This window comes from Acinetobacter sp. TY2, assembly GCF_046269225.1.
Taxonomy (GTDB): domain Bacteria; phylum Pseudomonadota; class Gammaproteobacteria; order Pseudomonadales; family Moraxellaceae; genus Acinetobacter.
The window spans coordinates 19,190-39,434 of record NZ_JBJZOR010000009.1; the positions used below are offsets into that span (position 1 = coordinate 19,190).

A 20,245-nucleotide genomic window follows, 5' to 3' on the forward strand; every position below is an offset into this window, starting at 1 on the left:
ATGGAGAGATTGTGAATATGCGATTCGAGTTAACCTAAAAATAACGAGTCGATTTCATCAAATTTTCACCGTACTGTCGTCATATTGTCAATTTCTAGCGACATAGTCATTTGCAGTTTATAAAGAATGATCCGAGTTAAAAATGATGAAAAAAACATTACTCACAACGGGTTTCGTTGCTTTATTGTCTGCGTGTAATGATGACAATAACGACTATCGCTTTGAAGTAGAAAAAGACAATAAAGAACCTAAAATTATTGTGGTTGGACATCGTGGTGCAAGTGCTTTACGTCCTGAACACACCCTAGAAAGCTATCAAAAAGCCATTGATGATGGTGCTGATTTTATTGAACCCGACTTGGTTTCAACCAAAGATGGTGTTTTAGTCGCACGCCATGAAAATGAAATTAGTGGAACAACCAATGTCAGTACTTTGGCACAGTTTGCAGACCGTAAAAAAACCAAAATTATAGATGGTGTTGAACTGACTGGTTGGTTTACTGAAGATTTCACTTTAAGTGAGCTGAATCAACTCAAGGCTCGTGAACGGATTCCTGCATTACGTCCTAATAATGTCCAATATAATGATCAGTTTAATATTCCAACTCTTGAACAAATTATTGAACTTGCAGAAAAAAATTATAAAAAAACTGGCAAAATGGTAGGTCTTTATATTGAAACCAAACACCCAACTTATTTCCAACAACAAAATTTAAGTTTAGAAGATCCATTACTCAAAACTTTGGCTAAATATAGCTATACCCGAGACATTGCACCCATTTATCTACAATCTTTTGAAGTCACTAATTTAAAATATTTCAAAGACCAACTGACGCTACATAAAACATTAAAGCGCGCTAAAATTATTCAACTATATGATGAAAAATCTATGCGCCCTGCTGACTTTGTTGCACAAAACGTGAATATCACTTATGCAGATATGGCAACAGCACAAGGACTCAAAAATGTAGCAACCTATGCCAACGGTGTCGGTCCATGGAAACCATATATTTTTAATGACACTTATACAGCACCATCAGACTTTATTAAAAATGCACATGCAGTAAATCTAAAAGTGCATCCTTATACTTTCCGTCCTGAAAATAACTTCCTTGCTCCAAACTTAAAGTGTAATGGTCTTGCTGAAAATGCGGCTCAACGCTGTGAAACAGGTGCAAATAAAGAATTTGAAATGTATTTTAAAGCAGGTGTTGATGGTATTTTTACTGATGATCCTGCTTTAGGACGTAAAGCTGTTGATGCTTATCTAAAAGCCAATTCAACTACTATGTAAAATGAGATATTAATCATCGTTAAAGCAAGCCATTCATCGGTTTGCTTTATTTTTCTTAACTTGTTTGATTTTTTTTCAAATTAAGACCAAATTAAGTTTAAAATAATACACTTGTTCAAAAATATAGTGGCATTGATTTTATGAGTGATTATTCACCGTTTAAGGGTACGACAGGTTTTAAACGCATTTTAAATGCAACAGGTTATTCTTTAGCAGGTTTTAAAGCTGCTTATCAAAATGAAGCTGCTTTTCGTCAAATTATATGGATTAATATTGTCTTAATTCCGATTACATTTTTTGTAGATGTCACGCCTATCGAACAAGCCCTCATGATTGGTGTCTGTTTATTTGCAATTATTGTCGAACTTTTTAACTCAGCCATAGAAGCTGTAGTAGACCGTGTTTCCTTAGAACGCCACCCGCTGTCTAAAAATGCCAAAGATATGGGTAGTGCAGCACAGTTTGTGGCGCAAGCGATTATTTTCTTTACTTGGGTGATTATTCTTTTTAACTGATTGAATCATAACTTATTATAAAAATTAAATATTTAATTTTTATCGACAATAAAGCGCCGATCAGATTCAGGCGCTTTATTGTTATAAACCACATCAAACTCAATCAAAAATACTTAAGATTTTCCATTGGTTTTCGGCAAGAAAACTGTTGCTAAACCTAATAACGGAATAAATGAACATAGTTTAAATACCCATTCAATCCCATGCTGATCTGCCAAAGCACCCAGTGCTGCTGCTGCAATCCCACTGATTCCAAACATTAAACCAAACATCATGCCTGCAACCATGCCTACACGCCCTGGAACAGCTTCTTGCGCATAAACCACCATGGCTGCAAATGCAGAAGAAAGAATCAGCCCAGCAAGCATTGCAAAAACAACTGTCCAAAATAAATTGGCGTGTGGCAACATTAAAGCGAATGGAAGCATGCCTAAAAATGAAATCCAAATCACGGCTTTACGCCCAATTTTATCCCCAATTGGTCCACCACCAAAAGTCCCAACAGCAACAGCTGCTAAAAATGCAAATAGGTACAATTGCGCATGTTGTAGCGATACTTGGAATTTATCCATCAAATAAAAAGTATAATAATTACTTAAACTTGCGATATAGGTAAATTTCGCCAATACTAAAATACACATTATAACTAAAGCACGAATCAGCATTTTACCTTGTAATTTATATTGGGTCGATGCTGCATTGCTGACGATTTTATGCGCATATTTTACCGTCCATTGACTAACTTTAAATAAAACACATACCGCAATAAATGCAAAAATCATAAACCATGCAGTTGCCATCTGCCCATACGGAACAATAATGATGGCTGCCAACAATGGGCCAATTGCAGAACCTGAATTACCACCAACCTGAAATGCAGATTGAGCTGTGCCAAAGCGACCACCCGATGCAAATCTTGCCACACGAGAGGCTTCTGGATGAAAGGTCGAAGAGCCGATTCCAATTAAGGCAGCAGCAACCAATAAGATCGTAAAACTTGGGGCAATTGCCAAAATACCAATACCGATCAAGGTCACAATCATTCCCAGAGGTAATAAATAAGGTTTTGGATGCTTGTCTGTGTATAGCCCAATCCACGGTTGTAATAGTGATGCAGTAATTTGATAAACCAGTGAAATTAAACCTATTTGGGAAAAACTCAGCGAGAAATTATCTTTTAATAATGGATAAATTGCAGGCAATGATGCTTGAATCAAATCATTAAGTAGATGAGCAAATGCCACTGCACAAATAATTGAGACAACCATATTTTGCGCTTTATCTTGGCTAGTTCCGTGTATAGTTTCTTGGGTTTTTTCGATATTTGATGATGATTGAGCAGGTGCTTGCATGAAATATTGCCCTCCTTTACGCTTAAGTTTATTATTTTAATTTGTCATCCATAAGCTTAAGTTCCAACATTCATCGTATAAGTGACAAATTTAAATATTTTAGTATCCCTTTTTGATTTGAGGTTTTTATGATTCAGGACATTAAACCTTCTCAAAAGCTCATAGTGGGTTTAGGTTCTCAACATACGTATCGCAGTAATATTGCACCACATACTCATAACCGTGCCCAGCTTTTATATGCTTCTGAAGGTGCAATTCGTGTTTATACCGCAGACAATGTTTGGATTGTTCCACCGCAATGTGCGTTGTGGATTCCTGCGCATATTGAACACAGTGTTGTTTCTCTAAGCGAAGTACGTTTAAGCACAGTGTTAGTGGAAAAAAATGCAGCTAACTCTCTTGGAAATCATTGTTTTATTGTTCGAATCAGTAAACTTTTGCGTGAATTAGTTTTACGTTTTAATCAATTAGATTATTTGGAGTTTGAACCAAACCTTAAAGAAAGTGAAATTGAAAAATCTTTACAGCTGTTGATTTTTCATGAAATCAAGCAGGCTTCTTCTTTTCCGATCGTAATTCCTTGGCCTAAAAATCCTCGTTTAATTCGCATATGTGAAGAGCTGATGGAACATCCTGACAATCCTAAAAATTTAGGTGCGTGGGCAGACCAAATTGGCACCAGTAGTCGAACACTAATTCGGCTTTTTCAAAAGGAAACGGGATTGAATTATCGTACTTGGGTTCAACAAATGCACATAGCACTTGCTTTAGGTAAGTTGTCACGAGGTGAATCTATTTCTAGGATTGCAATCGCTTTAGGTTACTCAAATCCTAGTGCATTTAGTGCCATGTTTAAAAAGCATTTAGGTGAAGCACCACAGCATTTTAGGAAAGAATAATTTAATAGAATAACGCACCTCGTTCTAGCTACTTATCAAAATAAAAAAATCCCCGCTAAAAGCGAGGATTTTTTTTAGATTATATAGTCTAAATGATATTACATCATTCCGCCCATACCACCCATGCCGCCCATATCAGGCATAGCTGCTTTATCTTCTGGAATGTCTGTGATCATACATTCAGTCGTCAACATCAAACCTGCTACAGATGCAGCATGCTCAAGTGCAGAACGCGTAACTTTAGCAGGGTCAAGAATACCCATTTCAAGCATATCGCCATACTCTGAAGTTGCAGCGTTATAACCGAAGTTACCTTCACCGCTTTTCACAGCATTGATCACAACTGATGGCTCATCACCCGCATTTGCAACAATTTGACGAAGTGGTGCTTCAATTGCGCGACGTAAAATGTTAATACCTACAGTTTGGTCATCGTTTGCACCAACAATACCATCAAGCGCTTTAGCAGCACGTACGAGTGCAACACCACCACCTGCAACAACACCTTCTTCAACCGCAGCACGCGTTGCATGAAGTGCATCGTCAACACGGTCTTTCTTCTCTTTCATTTCAACTTCAGTTGCAGCACCGATTTTGATCACTGCAACACCGCCTGCCAATTTAGCAACACGTTCTTGAAGTTTTTCTTTATCGTATTCTGAAGTAGATTCTTCAATTTGCGCACGGATTTGAGTAACACGTTCAGCAATTTGAGCTGCATCACCTGCGCCATCAACAATCACAGTATTTTCTTTAGAAACAGTTACTTTATGTGCTGTACCTAAATCTTGAAGACCTGCTTGTTCTAAAGTCATACCCACTTCTTCAGAAATCACAGTTGCGCCTGTCAAGATCGCGATATCTTGTAACATTGCTTTACGACGGTCACCAAAACCAGGGGCTTTAACCGCACATACTTTAATAATACCGCGCATGTTGTTCACTACAAGTGTAGCTAACGCTTCACCTTCAACATCTTCAGCAATAATAAGAAGCGGCTTACCTGTTTTAGCTACAGCTTCAAGCACTGTAATCAATTCACGAATATTGCCAACTTTTTTATCAACAAGAAGAATGAATGGGTTTTCAAGTTCAGCAGTCAAAGTTTCAGGTTTGTTTGCAAAGTACGGGCTAATATAACCACGGTCAAACTGCATACCTTCAACAACATCAAGCGCATCTTCAAAGCCTGAACCTTCTTCAACTGTAATTACGCCTTCTTTACCAACGCGTTCCATTGCTTGTGCAATAAGTTTACCTACAGTTTCATCAGAGTTTGCAGAAATCGAACCCACTTGTTCAATTGCTTTGGTATCTGAAGCAGGTTTTGCAGTTGCTTTAATTTCTTTAACTAATGCTTTAACAGCAAGGTCAATACCACGTTTTAAATCCATTGGGTTCATACCTGCAGTTACAGATTTGATCCCTTCATTTAAAATCGCTTGAGCAAGTACAGTTGCAGTAGTCGTACCGTCACCTGCGATGTCATTGGTTTTTGAAGAAACTTCACGAACCAATTGAGCGCCCATATTTTCAAATTTATCTTTTAGAGAAATTTCTTTAGCAACCGTTACACCATCTTTAGTGATGTGCGGCGCACCGAAAGAACGGTCGATAACAACGTTACGACCTTTAGGACCTAAAGTTACTTTTACTGCATCTGCAAGGACATTTACACCTGCGATCATTTTTGAACGCGCTGAATCACCAAACTTTACATCTTTAGCTGACATGCTTATCTCCAAATATTTTTAAATTTTTCAATTCATTGATTGTTCAGAACAATCAAATTCGTTCTGCAATTAGCCTTCAAGTACAGCAAGGATGTCAGATTCTTTCATCACAAGAAGCTCTTCACCATCAACTTTTACTTTAGTACCTGCATAAGCACCAAACAATACGTTGTCGCCAACTTTTACATCTAATGGGCGTACACCTGTATCAGTTACTTTACCGTTACCGACAGCAAGGATTTCACCTTGAGCAGGTTGTTCAGCAGCTGAAGTGCTTAGAATTAAACCACCCGCAGTTTTAGTTTCTTTTTCAACACGGCGGATTACTACGTTGTCATGTAAAGGACGAATGTTGCTCATTAGAAACTCCATCGACATTTTAAAATGTCATTGATTACGATGTGAAGATGACTCTTATTCCTAGGTCATCGACAAAATTTATTCATGACACATTTGTGGGGATTGAAATAAATGCTTCAAGGGTAAAATATAAAAAAAAATCAAAAAATGTGTGTTTTTTACACGTTTACATCAAATTGCTCATTATTTAAAAATTCACCCTCAAATTTGGGCAATAAAATCCTGTTGTTGCTCATCAAAAAAATAATGCTTAAATGAACCATCACTACTAATAACATTAAAACTGTTGGGTATATTTTTATGTAAGCGACTAGAAATAGCCGTTCCTGCATGAACTTCATAAACAGCTTGACTAAGATTTAATTCAAACTCTTGATTTAAATCATAAACAGCAACCAAGTGCAAATGCCCATGTAACAAAGCATAAAGTTGATGTTTCCCCCATTCTTGAATGGCAAATTGGCCTAAAGCAGGACAATCTTTCAAATGATGATTTTCTTTTGCAGTATAAAATGGTTGATGGCTGACAATAATTTTTAATTTATTCGCAGGTGCTTGCATCAATTGTTGATCAACTTTTTGAATTTGTTCTAAAGAAATAGAACCACGTGTGTGATAACGACGTCGAATACTATTCATTCCAATCAAATAAAAATGTTGAGTGACCAGCGTATTTTCCAAACTGCCAAAAAAAAGTTGGTACAAACCAAATGGACGAAAAGCCCTATTCCATAAATGATACAGCGGAATATCATGATTTCCCGGCACGACAAAATATGGTATTTTCAAGGATTCTAAAAACTGCTTACATGCCAAAAATTCCCTAAATTTTGCACGTTGTGTCAAATCACCACTCACAACCACCACTTCTGGTTGCTGTTCAATACAAAACTTTTGAATCGCTCGAATACATTCAGGGCGCTCTGTACCAAAATGTAGATCAGACAGATGTAGCAGCATGAGGCACCATAATATTTAATGCATTTTTTTCTACATGTAAGTGTAGTGGCGTAGACATTGATACAATTTCTCCATCAATCGCGACCGTTAGTTTAGGCTTTTGCGAATAGACTGTGACTTTTTGCGCACCAAAACTATACACATCCGATGCTTGTTCCAACTTGCCTCGAATGGTTTGAAATAAGGTTTTAAATAAAGTCAGCTTGTCCCCTTTAGCAATCACCACACCCGCAATTTCACCAAACTCAGCACATTTAGACACTTTAAGATTTAACTCTTCGAGTTGTAATTGATTATTTCCAAAAAAGATCAGTGGTGTTTTAACAGGATATTTTTTGTCATCGACTTCAACTTCGAGTTTTAATTCTTTCCAATCTCGAATCAGCACATCTAAACCAGATGTATAGGCATTTAAAGGAAAACGCCCAAATTTACGGTTATATTCTTCTCGTTTTTTAATAAATAAAGGATACAGCCCCAAACTTGCGTTATTTAAATAAATTTGATCATTGATACATGCCACATGTGACGCACGTTGTTCACCTGTCGCAATTACTTCAGCAGCCTGTAAAATATCAAGCGGAATATGCAAAACTCTCGCCACGTAATTAAAAGTACCTAAAGGTAGAATACCCATTGGAATTTTTTGATTGAGCATTTGTGATGCTACCGCATTGAGCGTACCATCCCCACCCGCAGCGACAATCACACCTTGATGTTGATATTTTTCATGGCGTTGAAATACTTTTTTCATTAAGCTTTGTATATCTCGCTCAGCTTTAATATCAAAAACTTGAATTTCAAAACCATACGATGTCCAAAGGGTCATCAATTGTTCATAAATTTCATCATGATGACTTGCATGAAAACCAGACTTTTCATTGTAAATCATCGAAAGTGGTTTTAATGCTGATTGCATAAGATTGATTCTTTTAAAGTCTTTATTCTAATTTCGTTGATTATGTATGCAAATAAAAGCACCTTTATGTAAAATTCAAATTATAATCATTCATTAAATCAATGATACTTTTTTGCAAAACAGCAACTACTATCCCACTGTAAACAAATACTATTTATATTTAAAATATCACACATAAATACCATTAATATGAATATTTTAACAGCATTAACCATAAAATATTATTATAATTCAATATTTTAACAAAAATGTTGAATTTGGTATCTTTTACGCCTTTAGTCTTATTTTTTACATGAATATGTGGTTTAATATGCCCACTTTTTTTCATACTTAAAATCTAAATGTAGTAAACCTGCATTTTGATTATTATTTGTACATAAAAATGTACATTTTTTAGATAGGCCTCACCATGACCCAAGTGAACGCACCAGAATTTGTTCGTCATCCCAAGCTCATTGCATGGGTTGAAGAAATTGCAAAATTAACGAAACCAGCAAAAATTGAATGGTGTGACGGTAGTGACGAAGAAAATCAACGTTATATTGATTTAATGATCGCTAACGGCACAATGCAAGCGCTTAACCAAGAAAAGCACCCTGGTTCTTACCTTGCCAATTCTGATCCTTCTGACGTTGCTCGTGTTGAAGGTCGTACGTATATTTGTTCAGAAAAAGCTGAAGATGCTGGTGCAACAAACAACTGGGAAGCTCCAGCTGAAATGCGTACACGTCTCAATGGTTTATTTGATGGTGCAATGGAAGGTCGTACTTTGTATGTTGTACCTTTCTCTATGGGGCCTTTAGGTTCACATATTGCACACATCGGTATCGAATTGACTGATTCGCCGTATGTTGCTGTTAGCATGCGTAAAATGGCGCGTATGGGTAAAGCTGTTTATGATGTATTGGGTACAGATGGCGACTATATCCCATGTGTACACACAGTAGGCGCACCGCTTACTGCAGGTCAAAAAGATGTTGCTTGGCCATGTAATCCTGAAAAATATATCGTTCATTACCCAGAAACTCGTGAAATCTGGTCTTATGGCTCAGGTTACGGCGGTAATGCATTATTGGGTAAAAAATGCTTAGCGTTACGTATTGCATCTTCTATGGGTCGTCAACAAGGTTGGTTGGCTGAACATATGTTGATCCTTGGCGTAACAAATCCACAAGGTGAAAAACATTACATCGCAGCAGCATTTCCTTCTGCATGTGGTAAAACCAACTTTGCAATGTTGATTCCTCCTGTAGGTTATGAAGGTTGGAAAATTGAAACTGTAGGTGACGATATTGCTTGGATCAAACCAGGTGAAGATGGTCGCTTATATGCAATCAATCCTGAAGCTGGTTTCTTTGGTGTTGCACCAGGTACAAATACAAAAACCAATCCGAACTGTATGGCTACATTGACTAAAGATGTAATCTATACAAACGTAGCTGTGACTGACAACGGTGAAGTTTGGTGGGAAGGTCTTTCTAAAGAAGCTCCTGCTAACCTTACAAACTGGAAAGGACAACCGCACGTTACGGGTGAAAAAGCTGCGCATCCAAATGCACGCTTCACTGTTGCCGCGGGTCAATGCCCTTCTATTGATGCTGACTGGGAAAATCCAGCTGGCGTTCCAATTTCAGCATTCATCTTCGGTGGTCGCCGTGCAGACACTATTCCATTAATCTCAGAAGCATTTGACTGGGTTGATGGCGTATATAAAGCTGCAACAATGGGCTCTGAAACGACTGCTGCTGCTGTTGGTCAACAAGGTATCGTTCGTCGTGACCCATTCGCAATGCTTCCATTTGCGGGTTACAACATGGCTGACTACTTCACACACTGGTTAGAACTAGGCGAAGAAGTTGCCACTAAAGCTGCTGCAAACGGCAACAAACTTCCAGGTATCTACAACGTTAACTGGTTCCGTCGTGATGCTGAAGGTAACTTTGTATGGCCTGGTTTCGGTCAAAACATGCGTGTTCTTGAGTGGATCATTGACCGTTGTGAAGGTCGTGCTGATGCTGTTGAAACACCAATTGGCTTAGTTCCAACATATGAACAGTTGAATTGGACAGGTACAGATTTCACTAAAGAACAATTTGACCTTGTAACGGGTCAAGATAAAGACCAGTGGATCAAAGAGCTTGAAAGCCATACTGAACTGTTTGACAAACTTGGTGAGCGCTTACCTGTTGCACTTAAAACACGTCAAGCTGAGTTAATTGCTGCCGTTAAATCTGCTTAATTAGCCTTTAATTTCCCTCTTTTTAAAAGAGGGATTGAGGCAGAGTAAAAAAGACCGCTTTTATGCGGTCTTTTTTACTCTGCTTTTTTCTAAAATAGAAAAAATCTATTTAATTACAACATAATCATATTTAACCAATAAATTTATCAGTCACAGTTTTAATGCGTTTTGCATATGCTTTTGCTGTGTCTAAATCTCCACTTGGAATTTCATCTGCACTTGCATCTGCTGGTGATTGAACCAACAAACCAACAGAACCACCTAGACTATTCACATCTTGGCGTGTCGAAACTTTTGTATTTGAAGGTGCAAGACCAAGACTCACCCAAATACCACCATGCTGTGAAGCAAGCGTTTGTAGGCTAATTAAGGTGACTTGTTTATCACCATTTAAGCTTGCACTGTTGGTAAAACCTGCAAAAATTTTATCTTGCCAAACCCGTGTAAACCAACGTTTAGAAGAAGCATCAGCAAACTTTTTAAATTGCCAAGGTACACCACCCATATAGGTTGGTGCACCAAATACAATGGCATCTGCTTGATCTAAAGTATCCCAATCTGCATCGGCAATATTTCCTTCCTGATCAACTGGAACCAAATTTGCCTGAATTTCATTGGCAAAAGTTTCGGCAATCACTTTGGTGTGACCATAACCTGAATAATAAACGACGGCGATTTTTGACATATGAATACTCTTTAGCATTGTATTAAAAATATTTTATTTTTTATTCAATTATGAACTTCAATCTAACCATTTATCTAAACAGTAAAATATTGTATCGATTATTGAATACACATAAAATGAATAAATTAATGATATACTTTTGAAATCTAGTATCAATTAGTTACCACCAAGTAACCACTCTATATTTTAGTATTACTGAGTATAAATTGTATTTATTAAGGCTGTCTTAAATGAATAAAGTGATAAATTTCAATATATTTAAAACAAATTGCCCCGCTCGATCTTTTTTTGACAAATTTGCAGATAAATGGATTTTATTGATTATTTACCAACTTGCATCACAATCTATGTATTTCAATGAACTAAAAAAAAGCTTAGATGGTATTTCACCTAAAGTACTTTCACAAAAAGTCAAAATTCTTGAACGTGATGGTTTTATCTCACGAACTATCCATGAAAATAAAGTCATTCGAGTTGAATATGCAATCACAGCTTTAGGTGCTGAATTTGCACAAACCGCACTATCTTTTAAAATTTGGGCTGAAGGCAATATGCAACACGTCATGAAAGCACAAAGAGAATTTGATGAAGCACAATATAAAACTATGTAATTGAGTCAACTTTGACTATAAACCTTGAAATAAAACCTCATCATCAAGATGGGGTTTTATACTAATCTAAACACTAAGCTGAGTTATTTTAGCTCTTTAAAACCTTGCTGACGCCATGCTTCATACAAAATTACAGCTGTTGCATTAGACAAGTTCAAACTACGTGAGTTTGGTGCCATAGGTAAACGAATCCAATGTGCTTCGGAAAATATTAAACGCACACTTTCAGGTAAACCACGAGTTTCAGGCCCCATTAATAATGCAATAGGACGGTTTAAATTTGAGGTATGTGGTGTTTCAGAACCTTTCGTCGTTAACGGATAAATTGCATCATTTTCAATACCCTGTACTTTTAAATACGCTAAACATTCAGCAAAGTCTTCCCACACTTTCATATGCGCCCATTCATGATAATCCAATCCTGCACGACGCAACTTCTTATCATCCAGCTCAAAACCCAAAGGTTTGACTAAATGTAATTGTGCACCTGTATTGGCACATAAACGGATAATATTTCCTGTATTTGCAGGAATTTCAGGCTCAAATAAAACAACATGTATCACAAATTTTCTCAACGTCTCTTAAACCGCTCCTAACCCCCTTCAAAAAGTGAGGAAATCCCTTCTTCCTTAAAGCGGGGTTAGGAGGAGTTTTATAACCACTGTAACTGTTCGCGCAAACTCACCACTTCGCCAATAATGGTCAGTGTAGGCGCTTGAATGTAGTTATTCTCTACTTTTGAGGCAATATCGGCAAGTGTTCCAACCACAACTTTTTGCTCAGGTGTCGTCCCTTTGGAGATCAATGCGACAGGCATATTAGAACGCTGACCATGCTCGATGAGTTTTTGGCAGATTTTTTCCAAACCTACCAAACCCATATAAAGCACAAGCGTCTGATTTTCATAAACTAATTCTTTCCACGGCAATTCAGGCGAACCCTCTTTTAAATGCCCTGTTAGAAAACGCACACTTTGAGCATAATCACGATGAGTCAATGGAATACCTGCATAAGCAGAACAACCTGAAGCAGCGGTAATCCCTGGAACAACTTGAAATGTAACACCCGCCGCAAAGAGTTCCTGTATTTCTTCGCCACCCCGCCCAAAAATAAACGGATCACCGCCTTTTAAACGACAGACACGCTTACCTTGCGAAGCATATTCCACAAGCAAAGCATTTATGCCCTCTTGTGGAACAGAATGATTAGATCGTGCTTTGCCTACATAAATTTTCTCAGCATCACGGCGACATAACTCCATAATCGCAGGTGAAACAAGGCGATCATAAATCACAACATCGGCTTGTTGCATCAAACGCAATGCTTTCAATGTTAAAAGCTCAGGATCACCTGGTCCCGCACCAACCAAGTACACTTCACCTTTCGGCTTTTGCCACCCTAATAATGCCTGTTCAATAAGGCGATCCGCTTCTGCAACATTATCGTTAAATACTTGTTCTTTCAGCGGACTTGCGTATAAATCTTCCCAAAAAATACGACGCTCATCAGGATTGATAATTTTTTCTTTAACGATTTTACGCCATTTCCCTGAAAATTCAGCAAGCTTACCCATACCATGCGGAATAGATGCCTCAAGCTGAGTACGAATTTGACGAGATAGCACAGGAGAAGCACCATTAGTCGCAATAGAAATCACCAAAGGTGAACGATCAATAATCGCAGGCACCATGAAACGACAATGTGGTAAATCATCCACACTATTCACCAGCACATTCAAAATTTCACAATGTTCAAATACAGTTTGATTGACTAACTTATCATTGGTTGCAGCAATCACTAAACGGTACAGATTCAAACTTAATCCATGATGAGATAAACCTGATTGCATATCATAAGCATGTGCAACATACTGCCCCTGAGTAGCATGCACCAAATCTAATAATTCAGGCTCAATTTCAGGTGCAATTACATCAACGCACGCACCTGCCTTTGCAAGCAGTAAAGCTTTACGATAAGCAATGCGCCCACCACCAACCAACAAACATTTTTGTTGTTGTAATTTCAAAGAGATGGGAAAAATATCCACGTTACGCCCCTTTAGGATTCAGCCACAATTTTATCATCATATTTGCGCCCAATAATATCAAAAAACATTGATGAACGATTTCGGTATTCTTGATCCTTTTTTTCAAGTGCTTTCAGCGAATGCTCTAAAATTATAGGATCAACTTTATCCGCACCTGTTTTATATGCATAATCTAAGCCAATCGGTTCTTCTTTATAATAATCAACACGCTTTACATCCATAGTTTGATAAATTGGATGCCACTCACCATTGATCTTCATCACCAATTCAGGGTTCAACATATATTGCCCACGCCCCACGCGCTTAAAGAGTTTCTTATTGTATTTATCAGAACTACAAACTTCATTTTTTGAGAACAAACTGCTGATATACGTGCGTTTTTGACGTTTTTTATCAAATATATGCTCAGGCAATCGTTGTAAATACTCCAACAATAAAGTGCTATCGAAAGCTTTTTCCAACCAAACATAACGCTGATAGCCATGAATCAGACTCATCACATACATCAACTGAACAATCAAATATTCAGGTTGGTTGGACTCCAACTTAAATAAACGATGATTAATTTGTAGAACCAAACTATTCTGTTCTAAGTTAGGAATCAGTTCTGCAAAGTTCGATATATTTTTTTGCGAGAGCACACTACGCTGTAATGCGATTTGAAATACATTTAAATGATGACTATCAATCAATTGTGCATCAGCACCATCTTGCAATAGTTGCTGATAGAACTCAGCATTCCCCACCCAAACTGCCGCCATGAGTGGCGTGTGATTAAACTCATTACGGTGGTTAATACCGAATTTTTCTATTTTCTTAATTAATGCTGTCGGATGCTTCACCTGATAATTCATATAATATTTGGCTAAAATTCCCTGTTCAGCTTTATGTGCTTGCACGACATTTGCCTGATTGAAAATACTCAATGCAGGTTTAAAACCACTTTCCGCAAGCTTCATCAAATATGCCTGATGCTGATACACTACAGCATACTCAAACAAGGTTAATTGCGCCTTTTTATTCTTTAATATTAAAGCTTGATGAGCGAGTTGTATTAATTCACTGCTGTTCAAAGTCACCCAATTCGGTGTTTCTTCTTTTAAAATTTCCTTACGAATACGTGCCGCTTGTTCTCTTTTACCCTGTAGTTCAAGTTTTTGTGCTTCTTTCTGCCACTCTTTTAAACTCGATTGCTGATCTGCCAAATCTAAATAATCGGCGGCTTGATCCAACCCCAATAAATGAAAAATACGATGCTGATCTTGTTGCTCTACCCAATAAATATTAGACATTGCCCGCGTTAGTCCCACATACAAAGCATTGATATAAAACTTATAAAGTTCGAGTGATTTATCTGCCTTATCTTTATTTCTCGCATAAACAAAATCATTTTGTAAATCTTGCACACCAATCTCAGCACAAATATCTGAAAAATGTGAAGCAGACTGACTGACAAAATTATAAAGAATAATATTTTGATATTCCAAGCCTTTGGCTTCTTGAATTGCAAAGACCAATGGCGTTTTGAATACACGCTGTGCCATGCGCTTTTGTGATTCATGCATCACCACAACAGCAAATTGCGTAGAAACGGCTGTCTTTTGATCCAGTTCATGTAAAACATCAGGTACATTTTTTAGAAAATATACACCACCTTGAATATCAGCATTACTTTTAACTAAATAGTGGCTTTCTTTATCAATCGAGCCGAAACGCGCATTCTTAAGTAACAAAACACGATTGGATACTTCAGTAATTCTTTGTGCATTACGATAGTTATGTTGCAATATATGAGTAATTTCAACGCCATGATGTAAGGATTCATACTCATGAAATAGCGTTTTAACTTTCGCCCAAGAAAAGAAATTCGGATGTACAATTTGATTGGCATCACCGCACATCAAAAATTGTCCAGATTTACTTAGGCTATTTAAAATCAAATAGAGTTGAATGGCTGTAATATCCTGCACCTCATCAATCACTACAAAATCATAGGCAGGTTTGATTTTTTGCAAATACTCAAAGCTAAGTACATTTACATCACTCAGATTATTTTTCCCCAACGCTACAAGATATTCACTAAAAATTGCATAAACCTCAGTGCGTTCTTCAACATTAAAAATAGACTGTTTAATGCCTAAATTTAAATAATCAGGTTTAGATAAATAAGCTTTTTCAGTGATTGCACCTGTCAAAACCCCTTTAAATTCTTCATACAAACTATGTGCGCTAAATTTATGTTTATAATTTTCTTTATACCACTGCATAAAAAATGCAGTATCCGCCACACCTTGATCTGGTACAGCGATGCTTTCTAAAAACTCTTGGTAGGAATAAAAATCGACTAATTGTTGATCATTATAATAATGGTCTGAATAATAGAGTTCACGTGAGTTTTTGACTAAAAAAGCAGATAAAGTCACATACAATACTTGCCCGTCTAGTTGTTTCATTTTTTCTAATAAAATCGCAGTTTTACCACTACCTGCTGAACCAATAATCACCAAAGGAGGCGCATGACGATAAATTTGCTGCTGCACATCATCAAAAGAAATAAATTTATTTAAATATACAAACTGAGGATTATTCTGATTGATATAGACCATCTGTTCATCAATAGTTAACTCATCTGCAGACTGCACTACAGGCACAGCATCTTCATCAATACCAATGTTTGCATTTAAAAAACGTGAACCTTGATAGTCATGCTTTTTCAAATACTCTAAAAGCAAAATATAGTTTTTTTGTTGATATTGATAAATCGAAAATAAAATGCGATCACTGCGATTTAATTTGGCACGATATAAATTATTTTGAATTTTTTTAACATCGGCAGATTTAAAATCATCTGCTTTTAAGTGAGCAATTAATTTATCTAAACCCGTTATTTTTTGTGTATCGAGTTCATTATAAATTAATACATCCATGCCTCACCCTACCTAACGATTGATTTCATTCATCATTATTTTACATAAAAAAATAAGCCAAATATAAAATTTGGCTTATTCAAATAACAATATAATTTCAGCGATTAATCAATAAATGCTACACCGCCCATATATGGACGTAATACTTCAGGAATCTCAATAGAACCATCTGCACGTTGGTAATTTTCCATCACAGCAAGCAATGTACGACCAACAGCCAAACCTGAACCATTTAATGTATGAATAAACTCAGTTTTCTTTTGGTCTGCACGATAGCGTGCTTTCATACGACGTGCTTGGAAATCCCACATATTTGAACATGAAGAAATTTCACGATACGTTTCTTGGCTTGGCACCCAAACTTCTAAATCGTAAGTTTTGCATGCGCCGAAGCCCATATCTCCACCGCAAAGTAAAATTTTACGGTATGGTAAACCCAATGCTTGCAAAATACCTTCAGCATGACCTGTCAATTCTTCTAAAGCATTCATCGAATCTTCAGGTTTAACAATCTGAACCATTTCAACTTTGTCGAACTGATGTTGACGAATCAAACCACGTGTATCACGACCATACGAACCCGCTTCACTACGGAAACACGGAGTATGTGCAGCATATTTGAGTGGTAAACGTTCAGGATCAATAATCTCGTCACGGACAAAGTTCGTTACAGGAACTTCAGCAGTCGGTATCAAATAGTATTCTTTTTCACCTTGCAATTTGAATAAATCTTCTTCAAATTTAGGCAATTGCCCTGTGCCACGCAAAGAATCAGCATTCACTAAATACGGTACATACGCTTCAGTATAACCATTCTCAAGTGTATGCGTATTTAACATAAACTGGGTAATTGCACGTTGTAAGCGCGCCAATGGACCTTTCAAAACACTAAAACGAGTTCCTGTGAGTTTGGTCGCAGTTTCAAACTCCAAACCACCCATCATTTCACCAAGGTCAGTATGATCTTTCACTTCAAAATCGAACTGACGAGGCGTGCCCCATTTTAAAATTTCAACGTTGTCTTCTTCACTTTTCCCTTCAGGTACAGATTCATCAGGTAAGTTTGGAATAGACATCAATTTTGCATCAAGTTCAGCTTGAAGTTCATTTAAATCAACTTCAGCGGCTTTGATTTCATCACCAATGGCAGACATACGTGCCATGATTTCAGACGCATCACCGCCAGCTTTTTTGATCTGACCGACCTGTTTTGCACCAGCATTTCGCTCTGCTTGTAAGTTTTCAGTTTTGGATTGTATGTCTTTACGGCGTGCTTCAAGCGCAGCCCATTCCGCTGTGTCCAATTGAACACCACGTTTTGCTAAGGCTAAATTTACAGCCTCAATATTAGTTCTGAGTAATTTCGGGTCGATCATAGCCAATCTGAATATTTAGAAAAAAACTGTTCATAGTGTAAACTTTTCACCATGATAAATACAGTGACAGGAATATTTCAGCCCTGGAATTGCATATTTAGACAACAATCATGCACAAGACTCAATTTCCTTACACCACCTTAATTAATTTTCCTGCTTAACAGGTTGATCTGCCTTAATCTGTGGCAACGCAGGTAAATATTCGGCTTTGACCAAATCTTTTGCAATTTGATAAGGCAAACGTAGCTCTGGCATACCTTCAGCATAAGGTGCTAGCTCATATAAAGGGTAAACAAAAACAATGCCATTTACACCATAAAAATAGTTATCACTCAACTGCAACTTGTCACGTGTGATGTCATGTTGCGTTAACCAACTCGCATTAGCATCATAAAGTTGCTCAGCAACCTTAGCCTCCACATTGGGTTTTAAAATATCTGTGAGTGCTAAACGTTTTTGTGTATTTAAATCAAAGGTCACAAATTCATTGTGCTGCATACCATGTGCCGAACCAGCAACATAAGTATAAGATTGAATTACAAAAGTTGCCAAATTGTACTGCTGTGAAATAAAACGTACATAAATACTATTTTGATTAAGCCCCTTAGGAGATGTCACAGCCACATCACTCGCTGTCTGCGTCTGATGCGCATCGACTGAAAAAGCCATAGGTACATCTTTTTTCATACGATCTAGAAAGTAAGCATCAATCCAATCTAGATTGGTTTTAACATTCTGAAAATCATATTGTGTGCAACCATCTTCATCACAAAATTGCTTTTTTGGTAATTCAACACGTTCAATTTTAGCTTCAATTAAAGCTACAGTTTTAACTGCCGCAGTGACCTGTTCTGCCTGTGGCTCTGGCTTTTCCTGACAAGCTGTCAGTACAATTGCAGAAACCAACGCAGAAACAGCAAAACCAATTTTAAAATTCACGTTCATTTCCATATTTTTACAGCATAATCAGACTTATTTTAATCATAAAGCTCCCAACATTAAATAAACATTTTTAATTGTTATTCATACTCATAATTTCTGTATTTTTAAACACGAAATATCAACCTATAAGATACGATCAGCCATAAAACAACAATCAAAAAAAAGCAGTCCAAAGACTGCTTTCAATAGATTGAATGAAAATTATTGATCAATTACATCTGTACCTTTAGGCGGTACAAAATTAAAAGTTGAAGCTGGAATCGTTGCATTAACTTTAACATCATTAAAACGAATAGTAGTTGTTTGCCCTAAAGAATCTTTTAAAATCATTAGTGTCGGTGCATTTTTTGCGCCAAAACTAATAGTCAAACTTTGAAATGCACCATCTTTTTGTTTAGGATAAAGCGTGTAATAAGTTTTAGCAGCATCAGGCATGGTAATTTTATATGCATTCATAATCTGCTTAGTATTTCCAGATAACAGTAATGCAGGTGTATTTGCCACTTGCTCATCTAGACTTTGACGAACCGCTTGTTGTAAATCAGGATCATAAATCCATACTGTACGCCCCGAGGTTACAATGGTTTGTTTCGCGGGCGATGTTGTTTGCCAATAGAATTTACCTGGACGCTCAACCTTCATTAAACCTTTGAATGTTTGATTCATGTGCTGTGCGGTTAAACCTTTTTTAGGCGCTATTTTACTGGCATCTGTTGCTTTCGTGGTTTGTTCAAAATTAGCAGTTAAACTTTTAATATCACCCAGTTGTTTAATCAGTTGTGCTGTCGCTTGTTGCTCCGATGCAGCACCTGCTGCAAAAACATGGGTACTCATTATCGGTGCAAACACAGCCGCACTTATTACTACTGCACCAACCGTTTTACGAAGCATATTCATAGGTTCACCTTATATTGATTTGTTTTGCTTAATCGCAATTTTTTCAGATGTTTTATCTTAAACTAGATTGAGTGCTAAAGAATTGAGAATGAATGAACTTTTGTATTGTTCTTTATATAAATTGTTGAAATTTATCCATCATGATGAAGAACAAATCACTGTATTTAAAATTTTAGCTTTTTTATAACAGACATAAAAAAACCCGCAATAAAGCGGGTTTTTTACTATTAAAGCTTACACTTCAACAGATACGTAGCGACGGCCAAACTGACCTTTCACTGCGAATTTAATTACGCCGTCTGCAGTAGCAAACAAAGTATGGTCACGGCCCATACCTACGTTTGTACCAGCGTGGAATTCTGTACCACGTTGACGAACGATAATGTTACCAGCAGTCACAGATTGACCACCGTACATTTTAACACCTAACATTTTTGGGTTTGAGTCACGACCGTTACGTGTCGAACCACCGGCTTTTTTAGTTGCCAT

The 20,245-nt window shown here is 37.1% G+C and carries 18 protein-coding genes; 5 read left to right on the forward strand and 13 right to left on the reverse strand.

The window, feature by feature from the left end; translation table 11 throughout:
- The first annotated feature begins 142 nt into the window (after positions 1–142).
- Together ACK1JC_RS07455 and ACK1JC_RS07460 are read left to right on the forward strand one after the other, a co-directional pair.
- A complete protein-coding gene (locus ACK1JC_RS07455) occupies positions 143–1,294 on the forward strand; it encodes a glycerophosphodiester phosphodiesterase (RefSeq protein WP_409511234.1) in 1,152 nt (383 codons plus the stop codon).
- 140 nt (positions 1,295–1,434) lie between these two features.
- Entirely contained in the window at positions 1,435–1,809 is a 375-nt protein-coding gene (locus tag ACK1JC_RS07460) for a diacylglycerol kinase (RefSeq protein ID WP_409511235.1), read from the forward strand.
- A gap of 113 nt (positions 1,810–1,922) precedes the next feature.
- On the opposite strand, the gene ACK1JC_RS07465 is transcribed toward ACK1JC_RS07460, so the two are convergent.
- Positions 1,923–3,077, reverse strand: coding sequence for an MFS transporter (locus tag ACK1JC_RS07465; RefSeq protein WP_409511334.1), 1,155 nt, complete (start codon positions 3,075–3,077; stop codon positions 1,923–1,925).
- 212 nt (positions 3,078–3,289) lie between these two features.
- Between ACK1JC_RS07465 and ACK1JC_RS07470 the strand changes: the two genes are divergently transcribed.
- Positions 3,290–4,060 carry an AraC family transcriptional regulator gene (locus tag ACK1JC_RS07470; RefSeq protein ID WP_409511236.1) on the forward strand — a complete coding sequence of 257 codons (771 nt, stop codon included), beginning with the start codon at positions 3,290–3,292 and terminating at the stop codon, positions 4,058–4,060.
- A 98-nt stretch (positions 4,061–4,158) separates the two neighbouring features.
- Here ACK1JC_RS07470 and groL read toward each other — a convergent pair whose 3' ends face one another.
- The 4 genes from groL to ACK1JC_RS07490 all read right to left on the reverse strand — a co-directional run bounded on the left by groL (position 4,159) and on the right by ACK1JC_RS07490 (position 8,032).
- Complete coding sequence (gene groL, locus ACK1JC_RS07475; RefSeq protein ID WP_409511237.1) at positions 4,159–5,793, reverse strand: chaperonin GroEL; 1,635 nt, start codon at positions 5,791–5,793, stop codon at positions 4,159–4,161.
- A gap of 69 nt (positions 5,794–5,862) precedes the next feature.
- Positions 5,863–6,153: a co-chaperone GroES gene (gene groES, locus ACK1JC_RS07480; protein ID WP_409511238.1), complete on the reverse strand. Its 291-nt coding sequence runs from the start codon at positions 6,151–6,153 to the stop codon at positions 5,863–5,865.
- Positions 6,154–6,354: 201 nt separating this feature from the next.
- Positions 6,355–7,113, reverse strand: a complete 759-nt coding sequence (locus tag ACK1JC_RS07485) for a metallophosphoesterase family protein (RefSeq protein ID WP_409511239.1) — start codon at positions 7,111–7,113, stop codon at positions 6,355–6,357.
- Complete coding sequence (locus ACK1JC_RS07490) at positions 7,094–8,032, reverse strand: diacylglycerol/lipid kinase family protein (RefSeq protein ID WP_409511240.1); 939 nt, start codon at positions 8,030–8,032, stop codon at positions 7,094–7,096. The genes ACK1JC_RS07485 and ACK1JC_RS07490 overlap by 20 nt, the downstream gene beginning before the upstream one ends.
- Before the next feature lie 409 nt (positions 8,033–8,441).
- Between ACK1JC_RS07490 and ACK1JC_RS07495 the strand changes: the two genes are divergently transcribed.
- Complete coding sequence (locus tag ACK1JC_RS07495) at positions 8,442–10,271, forward strand: phosphoenolpyruvate carboxykinase (GTP) (protein WP_409511241.1); 1,830 nt, start codon at positions 8,442–8,444, stop codon at positions 10,269–10,271.
- A 130-nt stretch (positions 10,272–10,401) separates the two neighbouring features.
- On the opposite strand, the gene ACK1JC_RS07500 is transcribed toward ACK1JC_RS07495, so the two are convergent.
- The gene (locus ACK1JC_RS07500; protein WP_409511242.1) at positions 10,402–10,956 is read right to left on the reverse strand and encodes a flavodoxin family protein; all 555 of its coding nucleotides are present in this window, start codon (positions 10,954–10,956) and stop codon (positions 10,402–10,404) included.
- A gap of 230 nt (positions 10,957–11,186) precedes the next feature.
- On the opposite strand from ACK1JC_RS07500, the gene ACK1JC_RS07505 reads away from it, so the two are divergent.
- Positions 11,187–11,567 carry a winged helix-turn-helix transcriptional regulator gene (locus ACK1JC_RS07505; protein WP_409511243.1) on the forward strand — a complete coding sequence of 127 codons (381 nt, stop codon included), beginning with the start codon at positions 11,187–11,189 and terminating at the stop codon, positions 11,565–11,567.
- An 83-nt stretch (positions 11,568–11,650) separates the two neighbouring features.
- Here ACK1JC_RS07505 and ACK1JC_RS07510 read toward each other — a convergent pair whose 3' ends face one another.
- The 7 genes from ACK1JC_RS07510 to rpmA form a co-directional block, all read right to left on the reverse strand.
- Positions 11,651–12,130 (reverse strand): tRNA (cytidine(34)-2'-O)-methyltransferase, encoded by a 480-nt coding sequence (locus ACK1JC_RS07510; protein WP_409511244.1) that lies wholly within the window; start codon positions 12,128–12,130, stop codon positions 11,651–11,653.
- An 89-nt stretch (positions 12,131–12,219) separates the two neighbouring features.
- A complete protein-coding gene (gene cysG, locus ACK1JC_RS07515; protein WP_409511245.1) occupies positions 12,220–13,614 on the reverse strand; it encodes a siroheme synthase CysG in 1,395 nt (464 codons plus the stop codon).
- 11 nt (positions 13,615–13,625) lie between these two features.
- Entirely contained in the window at positions 13,626–16,541 is a 2,916-nt protein-coding gene (locus ACK1JC_RS07520) for a UvrD-helicase domain-containing protein (protein WP_409511246.1), read from the reverse strand.
- Between the two features lie 104 nt (positions 16,542–16,645).
- Complete coding sequence (gene serS, locus ACK1JC_RS07525) at positions 16,646–17,917, reverse strand: serine--tRNA ligase (RefSeq protein WP_409511247.1); 1,272 nt, start codon at positions 17,915–17,917, stop codon at positions 16,646–16,648.
- A 144-nt stretch (positions 17,918–18,061) separates the two neighbouring features.
- The gene (locus ACK1JC_RS07530; protein WP_409511335.1) at positions 18,062–18,862 is read right to left on the reverse strand and encodes an RsiV family protein; all 801 of its coding nucleotides are present in this window, start codon (positions 18,860–18,862) and stop codon (positions 18,062–18,064) included.
- A 198-nt stretch (positions 18,863–19,060) separates the two neighbouring features.
- Positions 19,061–19,756, reverse strand: a complete 696-nt coding sequence (lolA, locus tag ACK1JC_RS07535) for an outer membrane lipoprotein chaperone LolA (RefSeq protein WP_409511248.1) — start codon at positions 19,754–19,756, stop codon at positions 19,061–19,063.
- A gap of 234 nt (positions 19,757–19,990) precedes the next feature.
- Positions 19,991–20,245 carry a 50S ribosomal protein L27 gene (gene rpmA, locus ACK1JC_RS07540; protein WP_409511249.1) on the reverse strand — a complete coding sequence of 85 codons (255 nt, stop codon included), beginning with the start codon at positions 20,243–20,245 and terminating at the stop codon, positions 19,991–19,993.

Excerpts from the sequence above, each read along its gene's own strand:
- ACK1JC_RS07500 (WP_409511242.1), bottom strand. The coding sequence starts at position 10,956 with ATGTCAAAAATCGCCGTCGTTTATTATTCAGGTTATGGTCACACCAAA.
- ACK1JC_RS07520 (WP_409511246.1), bottom strand. The coding sequence starts at position 16,541 with ATGGATGTATTAATTTATAATGAACTCGATACACAAAAAATAACGGGT.
- ACK1JC_RS07505 (WP_409511243.1), top strand. The coding sequence starts at position 11,187 with ATGAATAAAGTGATAAATTTCAATATATTTAAAACAAATTGCCCCGCT.
- ACK1JC_RS07455 (WP_409511234.1), top strand. The coding sequence starts at position 143 with ATGATGAAAAAAACATTACTCACAACGGGTTTCGTTGCTTTATTGTCT.
- ACK1JC_RS07530 (WP_409511335.1), bottom strand. The coding sequence starts at position 18,862 with ATGAACGTGAATTTTAAAATTGGTTTTGCTGTTTCTGCGTTGGTTTCT.
- groES (WP_409511238.1), bottom strand. The coding sequence starts at position 6,153 with ATGAGCAACATTCGTCCTTTACATGACAACGTAGTAATCCGCCGTGTT.
- rpmA (WP_409511249.1), bottom strand. The coding sequence starts at position 20,245 with ATGGCAACTAAAAAAGCCGGTGGTTCGACACGTAACGGTCGTGACTCA.
- ACK1JC_RS07470 (WP_409511236.1), top strand. The coding sequence starts at position 3,290 with ATGATTCAGGACATTAAACCTTCTCAAAAGCTCATAGTGGGTTTAGGT.
- ACK1JC_RS07485 (WP_409511239.1), bottom strand. The coding sequence starts at position 7,113 with ATGCTGCTACATCTGTCTGATCTACATTTTGGTACAGAGCGCCCTGAA.
- groL (WP_409511237.1), bottom strand. The coding sequence starts at position 5,793 with ATGTCAGCTAAAGATGTAAAGTTTGGTGATTCAGCGCGTTCAAAAATG.
- ACK1JC_RS07465 (WP_409511334.1), bottom strand. The coding sequence starts at position 3,077 with ATGGTTGTCTCAATTATTTGTGCAGTGGCATTTGCTCATCTACTTAAT.
- ACK1JC_RS07460 (WP_409511235.1), top strand. The coding sequence starts at position 1,435 with ATGAGTGATTATTCACCGTTTAAGGGTACGACAGGTTTTAAACGCATT.
- serS (WP_409511247.1), bottom strand. The coding sequence starts at position 17,917 with ATGATCGACCCGAAATTACTCAGAACTAATATTGAGGCTGTAAATTTA.
- lolA (WP_409511248.1), bottom strand. The coding sequence starts at position 19,756 with ATGAATATGCTTCGTAAAACGGTTGGTGCAGTAGTAATAAGTGCGGCT.
- ACK1JC_RS07495 (WP_409511241.1), top strand. The coding sequence starts at position 8,442 with ATGACCCAAGTGAACGCACCAGAATTTGTTCGTCATCCCAAGCTCATT.
- ACK1JC_RS07490 (WP_409511240.1), bottom strand. The coding sequence starts at position 8,032 with ATGCAATCAGCATTAAAACCACTTTCGATGATTTACAATGAAAAGTCT.